Origin of the sequence: Verrucosispora sp. ts21 (genome assembly GCF_002879555.1) — a bacterium.
Lineage (GTDB): Bacteria > Actinomycetota > Actinomycetes > Mycobacteriales > Micromonosporaceae > Micromonospora > Micromonospora gifhornensis.
In genome coordinates this window covers 1-9,632 of sequence record NZ_PNOZ01000130.1, presented here as the reverse complement: position 1 = coordinate 9,632, position 9,632 = coordinate 1, and the positions used below count along the sequence as shown (strand labels likewise).

11 protein-coding genes are annotated in these 9,632 nt (G+C 72.7%); 7 read left to right on the top strand and 4 right to left on the bottom strand.

Annotated features, from left to right (window positions below; genetic code table 11):
• The 4 genes from C1A38_RS29650 to C1A38_RS29635 form a co-directional block, all read left to right on the top strand.
• On the top strand, nt 1-520 hold a 520-nt coding region (locus tag C1A38_RS29650; RefSeq protein WP_146017650.1), incomplete at its 5' end, for a sigma-70 family RNA polymerase sigma factor.
• Nucleotides 521-649: 129 nt separating this feature from the next.
• On the top strand, nt 650-1,024 hold the full coding sequence (locus C1A38_RS29645; RefSeq protein ID WP_102660985.1) for an ArsR/SmtB family transcription factor: 375 nt from the start codon (nt 650-652) through the stop codon (nt 1,022-1,024).
• Nucleotides 1,021-1,512, top strand: a complete 492-nt coding sequence (locus tag C1A38_RS29640; RefSeq protein WP_102660984.1) for an SRPBCC family protein — start codon at nt 1,021-1,023, stop codon at nt 1,510-1,512. Before C1A38_RS29645 ends, C1A38_RS29640 begins: the two co-directional genes overlap by 4 nt.
• Nucleotides 1,509-1,916: a VOC family protein gene (locus C1A38_RS29635; protein ID WP_102660983.1), complete on the top strand. Its 408-nt coding sequence runs from the start codon at nt 1,509-1,511 to the stop codon at nt 1,914-1,916. Before C1A38_RS29640 ends, C1A38_RS29635 begins: the two co-directional genes overlap by 4 nt.
• A gap of 71 nt (nt 1,917-1,987) precedes the next feature.
• Here C1A38_RS29635 and C1A38_RS29630 read toward each other — a convergent pair whose 3' ends face one another.
• The 3 genes from C1A38_RS29630 to C1A38_RS29620 are packed head-to-tail and all read right to left on the bottom strand — an operon-like array spanning nt 1,988 to nt 6,652.
• The gene (locus C1A38_RS29630; protein ID WP_102660982.1) at nt 1,988-4,543 is read right to left on the bottom strand and encodes a bifunctional acetate--CoA ligase family protein/GNAT family N-acetyltransferase; all 2,556 of its coding nucleotides are present in this window, start codon (nt 4,541-4,543) and stop codon (nt 1,988-1,990) included.
• Between the two features lie 16 nt (nt 4,544-4,559).
• A complete protein-coding gene (locus C1A38_RS29625; RefSeq protein ID WP_102660981.1) occupies nt 4,560-5,741 on the bottom strand; it encodes an acetoin utilization protein AcuC in 1,182 nt (393 codons plus the stop codon).
• Nucleotides 5,742-5,794: 53 nt separating this feature from the next.
• Nucleotides 5,795-6,652 (bottom strand): sulfurtransferase, encoded by an 858-nt coding sequence (locus C1A38_RS29620; protein ID WP_102660980.1) that lies wholly within the window; start codon nt 6,650-6,652, stop codon nt 5,795-5,797.
• A 99-nt stretch (nt 6,653-6,751) separates the two neighbouring features.
• Between C1A38_RS29620 and C1A38_RS29615 the strand changes: the two genes are divergently transcribed.
• Nucleotides 6,752-7,441 carry an iron-dependent transcriptional repressor DtxR gene (locus C1A38_RS29615; RefSeq protein ID WP_102660979.1) on the top strand — a complete coding sequence of 230 codons (690 nt, stop codon included), beginning with the start codon at nt 6,752-6,754 and terminating at the stop codon, nt 7,439-7,441.
• A 9-nt stretch (nt 7,442-7,450) separates the two neighbouring features.
• On the opposite strand, the gene C1A38_RS29610 is transcribed toward C1A38_RS29615, so the two are convergent.
• Entirely contained in the window at nt 7,451-7,690 is a 240-nt protein-coding gene (locus C1A38_RS29610; protein WP_102660978.1) for a DUF5522 domain-containing protein, read from the bottom strand.
• 197 nt (nt 7,691-7,887) lie between these two features.
• Between C1A38_RS29610 and C1A38_RS29605 the strand changes: the two genes are divergently transcribed.
• Both C1A38_RS29605 and C1A38_RS29600 read left to right on the top strand, forming a co-directional pair.
• Nucleotides 7,888-8,229 (top strand): YciI family protein, encoded by a 342-nt coding sequence (locus C1A38_RS29605; protein WP_102660977.1) that lies wholly within the window; start codon nt 7,888-7,890, stop codon nt 8,227-8,229.
• Nucleotides 8,230-8,390: 161 nt separating this feature from the next.
• A complete protein-coding gene (locus C1A38_RS29600) occupies nt 8,391-9,572 on the top strand; it encodes an RNA polymerase sigma factor (protein ID WP_199180371.1) in 1,182 nt (393 codons plus the stop codon).
• Nucleotides 9,573-9,632 lie beyond the last annotated feature (60 nt).

Below are 9,632 nucleotides of genomic sequence, written 5' to 3'. Positions count from 1 at the left end.
CCGCGCCATGGCCGACCAGGCCCGCACCATCCGCATCCCGGTGCACATGGTCGAGCAGGTCAACCGGATGGTCCGGGCCCGCCGCGAGCTGTCGGTGTCGCTGGGCCGCGAACCCACCGTCGCCGAGATCGCCCGCGCGCTCGACGTGCCCGAGTTCCAGGTGATCGAGCTGATCTCGTACGACCGGGAGCCGGTGAGTCTGGACCAGACCGTCGGCGAGGACGGCGAGAGCGCCCTCGGTGACTTCGTCGCCGCCGTCGACCCGTCCAGCATGGTGGACGACGCCGACCGAGGCGAGCTGCGCAACGAGGTGAGCATCGTGCTGGCCACCCTGTCGCAGCGGGAGCAGGCGGTGATCCGCCTGCGGTTCGGGCTCGACGACGGTCGGCAGCGCACCCTGGACGAGGTCGGTCGTGAGTTCGGCCTGTCCCGCGAGCGGATCCGGCAGATCGAGAAGGTGACGCTGCTCAAGCTGCGGGCGCCGGAGCGGGCGCAGCGGCTGGAGGCGTACGCCTGCTGACTTCGGTCAGGTGAGTTGCAATGTCGGCCCCGGCGGTTCGCCGGGGCCGACATTCGTCGTGTCGGCTTGACGCGGCCCGATCGAGTCGGATAGAAACCTCTCGGTTATAAAACCGAGAGGTTATACAGCGTGCACACCGACCTGGACGCCACCTTCGCGGCCCTGGCAGACCCGACCCGACGCGCCATCCTCGCGCGCCTGGCAACCGGCGAAGCAACAGTCACCGAACTCGCCGCACCCTTCGCGATGAGTCAACCGGCGATCTCCAAACACCTCCGGGTGCTGGAACGGGCCGGCCTGATCAGCCGAAGTCGGTCGGCCCAGCGACGCCCGTGCCGACTGAACGCAGGCCCGCTGCAGGAGGCCACCGCCTGGCTCGCGGCGTACCGCGATCACTGGGCGGAGTCCTACCAACGCCTCGACAACCTGCTCGACGAGCTACACGCGGCCGAGGAGACCGCGGCCAGCGAGCCGGCCGAGGCGGAAGGCGACGACCGGGCATGATCGACGATCACCTCGTGGTCGACACCCCCGGCGATCGGGAGATCGTGCTCAGCCGGATGTTCGACGCCCCCGCGCGGCTGGTGTTCGCCGCGTTCACCCGCCCCGAGTTGCTGGTCCGCTGGTACGGCGCGCGCGGCTGGCGGCTGGTGGAGTGCCAGGTGGACCTGCGGATCGGCGGGCAGTGGCGATTCGTCTCCCAAGGGCCCGCCGGGCAACTGATGGGTCAGAGTGGGCACTACCGGCAGGTCGAGCCGCCCCACCGGTTGGTCTACACCGAACTGTTCGACGATCAGTCGTACCCCGGCGAGACCGTGGTCGACCAGGAATTCACCGAGCTGGCCGGGCGCACCACGGTGACCACCACGTTGCGCTTCGCCACCCCCGGCGGGCGGGACACCGCCCTGCGCTACCCGATGGCTCGCGGCATCACAGAGAGCTACATCCGACTCGCCGAACTGCTGGCGACGACACCAGGAGCAGAGCTATGAACTGGACACTTGAAGTGGTGGTCGTACCGGTCTCGGACCTCGACCGGGCCAAGGCGTTCTACGCCGACCAACTCGGCTTCACAGTCGACCACGACACCGTGGTCAACGACGACATCCGACTCGTGCAGTTGACCCCGCCCGGCTCCGGCTGCTCGATCGTGATCGGCAAGGGCGCGGTGCCGCAGATGCCGCCGGGGTCGCTGAAAGGGCTCCAGCTCGTCGTACCGGACCTGCACAAGGCGCGGACCCAACTGCTCGAACGCGGCGTCGAGGTCAGCGAGATCCAGGTGATGGGCGAGAACCCTCGGCCGGTACCGGACCCGCTGGACAATGTCGGCTTCATCCACTTCGCGGACCCGGACGGCAACGCCTGGGCGGTGCAACAGATCTCCAGCCGGGCCTGATCGATCCGACACCGGCGGCCCGCATCACGGGCCTCGGCGACGCCGACGAGCGGGCGGCCCTGCCTCCCGCTTCACAGACGACGGGGGCCGGTGTCGGGGCGGGCGACAGCGGAGCCCACCCTGACACTGGCGTGCAGCACCGACAAGCCGTCCGGGCGGGCCAACACCGGATTCAGGGTCAGGGAACGGACCCGAGGCTGTTCGTCGGCCAGCCGCCCGACCCGCACCAGCAGGTCGGCCAGGGCCGCCCGGTCCACCGGTTCGGCCCCCCGGTGCCCGTGCAACAGCGGTGCCGCGCGCGGTGCGTCCACCAACTCGGCGGCATCGCGGTCGGTCAACGGCACGGCCCGCCAGGCCCGGTCGCCGAGCAACTCGGTGGCGACCCCACCGAGCCCGAACCCGACGACCGGACCGAACGCCGGATCCTCCACCAACTCGACCACGCAGGCCACCCCGGGCGGGACCATCGGCTGCACCAGGACGTCCGCGCCGAACGCCGCCGCCAGTTCCGCGTACGTGCGGCGTACGGCGGCGTCGTCGGCCAGGTCGAGCCGGACCGCACCGAGGTCGAGCCGGTGTCGCAGCCCGCTGGCGGCCACCTTCAACGCCACCGGGAACCCGAGCCGGGTCGCCGCCTCGACCGCCTCGTCCGCCGAACCGACCGACACCGACTCGACCACCTCGATGCCGTAGGCGGCGAGCAGGGCATCGCCGTCGACCCCGTCGCTGCGCACCGCCGCCTGCGCCGCGATCGGGTCGACATCGGCCAGCTCAGGCAACATCCCGGGCGGTCGACGCAGCCAGTCGGCGTACGCGGTGACCCGGGCGAGTGCGCGGACCGCCTCCTCCACACTCGGGTACGAGGGCACTCCCGCCGGCGCCCGACCGACCAGGAAGGTCGCCACAGCAGGCTTGTCGGCGGTCAACGCCGCAGGCAGGGCGGCCGCGAAATCCGCCTCGGTGCCGATGATCTGACCGGGCAGCGGGGGCGCGAAGAGCGCCACCAGCGCGTCGACGCTCTCGTCCGCGGCGGCGGCGGTCAGCGCCTCGGCGAACTCGATCGCGCTGGCCTGCGGGCCGACGTCCCGGGGATATCCCGCCGCGACGGTCAACCCGGCGGCCGCGCAGGCGGTCGCCGCCAGCCCGGTCAACGCCGAGGAGTTGCCGACGATGCCGACCCGGTCACCGGCCGGCAGCGGCTGGTTGGCCAGCAGCACCCCGACGTCGAGCAGCTCGGCGACGGTGTCGACCCGGATCACCCCGGACTGCGCGAACAGCGCGCTCACCGCCGCCTCGTCCGGGCCGACCGTGTCACCCACGCCGGGCGGACGTGCCGGGGAGGCCAACGCCACCACCGGCTTGTCCCGACCGATCCGCCGAGCCAGCCGGGCGAACTTGCGCGGGTTACCGAAGGTCTCCAGATACAACATGATCACGTCGGTGGCCGGGTCGTCCTGCCAGTACTGCAACAGGTCGTTGCCGGAGACGTCGGCCCGGTTACCGGCCGAGACGAAGCTGGACAGCCCCAGGCCACGCCGATCCGCCTCGGCCAGCAGGGCCACCCCGAACGCGCCCGACTGGCTGAAGATGCCGACCCGGCCGGGCACCGGCAGGCGCGGGGCGAGCGTGGCGTTGAGGCGTACGGTCGGGTCGGTGTTCGCCACCCCCAGGCAGTTCGGGCCGATCACCCGCATGCCCGCGGCGTGGGCCGCGCGGACCAGGGCGCGCTGCGCGGCGGCCCCCTCGACACCGGACTCGGCGAAGCCTGCGGAGATGACCACCAGGCCGTGCACGCCGGCCTTGGCCGCGTCCGCGACCACCTCGGGCGCGGACTCCGGTGGCACCGCCACCACCGCCAGGTCGACCGGCAGCCCCGCGTCGGCCGCCGACGGGTACGCGGGCAGCCCGGCGACCCGGACGGCGGTCGGATGCACCGGCACCACGGAACCGGTGAAACCGCCGTCGCGCAGGTGCCCGAGCACCGCCGCGCCGACGCCCTGGCCGGTGGCACTGGCCCCGTAGACGACGACACCGCGCGGGGCGAGCAGCCGGGCGATGGACCGGGCCTCGGTGCGCTGCTCCCTGCCGCGCTGCACCTCCAGGGTCGCCTCGGTGGGAGCGATCGGGAAGGTCAGGTGCACCACGCCGTCGGCGAACTGCCGTTGCAACTGGTAGCCGAAGTCGGCGAAGACCCGCAACATCGCGCCGTTGGCCGGCAGCACCTCGGCGACGAAGTTGACGATGCCGGCCCGCCGGGCGGCGTCGGCCAGGTGCTCCAGCAACACCGAACCGATGCCCCGCCCCTGGTAGGCGTCCTCCACCACGAAGGCGACCTCGGCATCGGGTGCGGCCGGGCCGAGCCGCTCGTACCGGCCGACGGCGACGATCCGCTCGCCGGCCAGCACCACGAACGCCTCCCGGTCGACGTGGTCGACGTTGACGAACCGTTGCAGGTCCCGTTCGGGGATGCGCGGGTACGGCGAGAAGTAGCGCAGGTAGCGGGTGCGCTCGGAGAAGCGGGAGTGCATGGCGACGATCGCGGGCGCGTCCGACGGCCGGATCGGTCGCAACTGGACCGTCCGGCCATCGCTGAGCAGCACGTCGATGGCGTTGTCGGCGGTGGTCACCTCGGGCCCGGCCAGCTCAGTCGCGCGGATCGTGGGGGTCGAGACCGAGCAGCGGGAAGACCGCCTTGCGGGTCGCCGCGATCGCCCGGTCCACCGGATTCGGCTCGCCGGTGGGCTGCCACGGCTCGTACCCCGGATCGACGCCGTCGGTCATCCGCAACGGCACCTCGGAGCCCGGCCGGCGAGCGGCGGCCAACGCCCGCCACGCCGGCGGGGTCAGCGTCGCCGGATCCAGCGGCGCACCGGTGGCCGTCGCCAGCAGGTGCGTCCAGGCCCGGGGCACCACCTCGACCAGGGCGTACCCGCCACCACCGGTAGCCACCCACCGCCCCTCGCACAACTCGTCGGCGAGAGCCCGCAACGCCAGGTAGGTGGCCCGTTGACCGTCGACAGACAGATGCAGGTCGGCGAGGGGATCACTGCGGTGCGCGTCCGCGCCACACTGGGTGAACAGCACCTGCGGGCGGAACGCGCGCAGCACCGACGGCACGATCGCGTGGAAGGCGCGTTGCCAGCCGGCGTCGGAGACCGCGGGCGGCAACGCGATGTTCACCGCGCTGCCCTCGGCGCCCGGGCCGCCGGTCTCGTCGGGGAAGCCGGTGCCGGGGAAGAGCGCGAGGGGGGTCTCGTGCAGGCTGACGGTCAGCACCCTCGGGTCGTCCCAGAAGATCTGCTGCACCCCGTCGCCGTGGTGCACGTCGACGTCGACGTACGCGATCCGCTCCGCGCCGAGGTCGAGCAGCCGGGCGATGGCCACCGCCGGGTCGTTGTAGATGCAGAACCCGGCCGCCCGGTCGGACATGGCGTGGTGCAGGCCGCCGGCCACGTTCACCGCGCGCCGGGCCTGCCCCCACCACACCGCCTCGGCGGCGGCCACGGTCGCACCCGCGATCAACGCGCTGGACTCGTGCATCCGGTCGAAGACCGGGTTGTCCGAGGTGCCCAGGCCGAAGCCGGAGAAGAAGGGTTCGCGGGGGGCCATCCGGACCGCATCCAGGTAACGCTGGTCGTGCACCCGGGTGAGCAGCGCGTCGTCGGCGGGCCACGGCCGGACCAGGCGTACCCCGGGTCGTTGCAGCACGCCCAGTTCCCGGGCCAGTGCGATGGTCAACTCCACCCGTACCGGGTCGAGCGGGTGGTCACCGAGGTCGTAGGCGAGCAGCGACTCGTCCCACACCACCACCGTGTCTTCGGACATCTGTCCATGGTCGCACGCGACCGACCGGGCGGCAGGTGCCGGCTACCGCGCCCTCAGGCCTCCGGCGGCGGGGAAACCGCGACCGGGCGGTCCGGGTCGGCGACCCAGTTGCTCCAGGAACCGACGTAGAGCGCGGCGTCCGGCCGACCGGCCAGGTGCAGCGCCAGCACGGCCTGCGCGGCGGTCACCCCGGAGCCGCAGTACGCACCGACCGGCGCCTCGGCGCTCACCCCGGCGTCGGCGAACCGGTCGCGCAGTGCCGCCCCGGACGGAAACCGACCGTCGGCGACGTACTCGGGCGCCGGCAGGTTGACCGCGCCGGGAACATGCCCGGCCACCGGGTCGACGGGCTCGTGCTCGCCCCGGTAACGGGGTGCCGCGCGCACATCGAGCAGGACACTGTCGTCGGCCGCGGCCAGCCGGGCGGCAGCCGCCGCGTCGAGCACCGGCAGCCCGCCCGGCGTGACTGTCACGTCGCCGGTCACCGGGTGCGGCTCGTCGGTGCTGACCGGCAGGTCGGCGGCCAACCAGGCCGGGAAACCACCGTGCAGTACGCGTACCGGACGGTGTCCGGCCCAGCGCAGCGTCCACCAGGCGCGGGCGGCGGCCATGCCGTCGCCGCCGTCGTACACCACCACGTGGTGACCGGCGCGCACCCCGGCGGCCCGCAGCGCGGCCTGCAGTGCGGCCGGGTCGGGCAGCGGATGGCGACCGGCCGGGCCGGGCGGACCACACAGCGCGGTGTCCAGATCGACGAAGACCGCGCTCGGCAGGTGTCCCGCCGCGTAGTCGATCCGACCGGGTGGGCCGGCCAGCCGCCAGCGGACGTCGAGCAGGGTGGGCGGGTCGGCCGTGTCGAGCTCGGCGGCGAGCTGCGCCGCCTCCACCAGAAGACCGTCGGTAGCGGACATGTCGTTCAGTCAACACCCTCGGTGAACCTCGCCGCGGTTCGGCGGCGGTCATGACAGGTGCGGCAGGGTACCATCGATCATTGGAGGGCCGCTGACACCATGAAGTCTCACGACCTGGTCGATACGACCGAAATGTACCTGCGCACGATTCTCGAACTCGAGGAAGAGGGTGTGCCGCCGCTGCGCGCCCGGATCGCCGAACGGTTGCGCCAGAGCGGCCCCACCGTCAGCCAGACCGTCGCCCGGATGGAGCGCGACGGCCTGCTCACCGTCGAGGGTGACCGCCACCTCAGCCTCACGCCGCTCGGCCGCAACACCGCCGTGTCCGTGATGCGCAAGCACCGGCTCGCCGAGTTGCTGCTGGTCAACGTGATCGGGATGCCCTACGAGGAGGCCCACGAAGAGGCCTGCCGCTGGGAGCACGTGATGAGCGACGCGGTCGAGAAGCGGGTCTACGACCTGCTCAACCGGCCGACCCGGTCGCCGTACGGCAACCCCATCCCCGGTCTGGAGGATCTCGGCTCCCCCGGCGAGACCGAGCCGGAGCCGATCGAGGGCGAGCGCAACCTGGCCTTCCCGGGCCTGACCGGCAAGGTGATCGTCCGACGCATCTGCGAGAGCGTGCAGACCGACGCCGAGGTGCTCCGCCAGTTGCACGCCGCCGGCGTCGACCCCGGTGCCATGGTCACCGTCGCCCAGGAACGCGACGGCGTGTCGATCGACCGTTCCGGGGAGAGCATCCGGCTGCCCCGTGAGGTGGCCTCCCGGGTGTTCGTCGCCGCGGCCTGAGGCCGGGCCTCAGGTCACGTACGGGCAGTGCCGGCAGCCCTGGTCACAACAGGTGCCGCGACGGGCGAGAAATCCGGCGGTGAGCACGAACAGTCCGCTGGCCGGGTCCCGGTAGCCGGCCTGGCCGGCGGACAGTGCCGCAGCGTGGGCGGCCAGGATCCGCTCCCGCTCCGGATGCTCCAACGGCAGTCGGGACGGGTGCGGTTCGGTAAGCGGCCGCTTCGCCAACGGCCGTCGCGTTCCGCTCATCGCGGCAGTCTAGGCAGTCGCACCGGCACCGGAGGCACTGACCGGTGCCGTGGCCGCCCTGCGTTGTTGAGGCCGTGGCCGCCCTGCGTTGTTGAGCGGGTGGGCGCCTCGGTGGAGAAATCTCCCCACCCGGGCCGATTCGTGCTGGCCTCCCCCGCCGGTTGCGCCGAGGATGAACAGCGATTCAAGGAGGACTCATGCCCCAGTACGCAGTGCTGATCTACTCGCCCGCGCCGGCCGACCCGATGGAACTCACGCCCGACTACGTCGCGCTGCTCGAACAGTATCCGGCGAAGGTGACCGAGCTGGGCGGGCGGATCGTCACCGGCTTCGCGCTGCAACCGAGCACCACCGCCGCGGCGGTACGCGGTGACCTCGTCACCGACGGCCCGTTCATCGAGGCCAAGGAGGTCGTCGCCGGGTTCTTCGTGCTGGAGGCACCCGACCAGGACGTGGCACTGGAGATCGCCAAGCTCAACCCGGCCACCATCCACGGCGGCGTGGAGGTCCGGCCACTGTTCGTCGCCCCGACCAAGTGAACGACGGCGAGCAGCCCGCTCCGTCCGACGCCGCCGAGCCACCGTGGGCCGCCGGCACCCGGGTCGCCCAGCCCGACCCGACGGAGCCGGCGGGACGGGAGGAGCGGGCGGACCCGGCGGAGCGGGCGCTGGTCGACGCGCACCGCCGGGAGTGGGCCTTCGTGCTCGCCGCGACCGCACGCGCCGCCGGTGACCTCGACCTCGCCGAGGAATGCGTCCAGGAGGCGTACGTCGCGGCGCTGGGGGCCTGGACCAGAGACGGCGTACCGGACAAGCCCGGCGCCTGGCTCACCGCCATCGCCCGCCGCAGAGCCCTCGACGTGCTGCGCCGCCGGCAGGTGCTCCGCACGAAGCTTCCGCTGCTCGTGGAGCCGGAAGCGGTCGAACCGGACGAGCCCGACGAGGTCGCCGTACCCGACGATCGGCTCCGCCTGGTCTTCACCTGCTGCCATCCCGTGCTCGCCCGGGAGGCGCAGGTGGCGCTCACGCTGCGCCTGGTCTGCGGGGTCAGCACCGCCGACATCGCCCGGGCATTCCTGGTCTCCGAGTCGACCATGGCGGCACGGGTCACCCGGGCCAAGAAGAAGATCTCGGCGGCACGGATCCCGTACCGGGTACCGGACACCGCCGAACTGCCCGAACGGCTGGACGCGGTGCTCAGCGTCGTACACCTGCTGTTCAGCACCGGGCACACCGCGCCGACCGGCGATGACCTGGTCCGCGCCGACCTGGTCGACCGGGCTGTGCACCTGGCCCGGATGCTGCACGGGTTGATGCCCGACGAGCCCGAGGTGAGCGGACTGCTCGCCCTGCTGCTGCTCACCGACGCCCGCCGCGCCACCCGCACCGACGAGCAGGGCCGGCTGCTGCGGCTGGAGGACCAGGATCGTTCCTGCTGGGACCGGACCGCCATCGACGAGGGCCATCGGCTCGTGGTCGAGGCTCTCCGCACCGGACGGGCCGGCCGGTACGCGCTACAGGCGGCCATCGCCTCGCTGCACGCCCACGCGCCCAGCTACGCCGCGACCGACTGGCCGCAGATCGTCCAGCTCTACGACGCGCTGCTGGCCCGCTGGCCGTCGCCGGTGGTCGCCCTCAGCCGAGCCGTAGCAGTGTCCATGGTGGACGGTCCAGAGCGAGCGCTGGCCGAAGTCGACGCCCTGGCCGAGGACCCCCGCCTGGCCGACTACCACTACCTGCCGGCGGTCCGCGCCGACCTGCTCCGCCGCCTCTGCCGCCCCACCGAAGCCGCCGACGCCTACCGCACCGCCCTGGCCCTGGTGGACAACGCCACCGAACGCACCCACCTCACCACCCGCCTGAACACCCTCCCCCCACCCTGACCTCCCCCGCCCCACCACGCACACGCAGACCCCAGACCACGAAGCGCCCGCCCGCGCCCT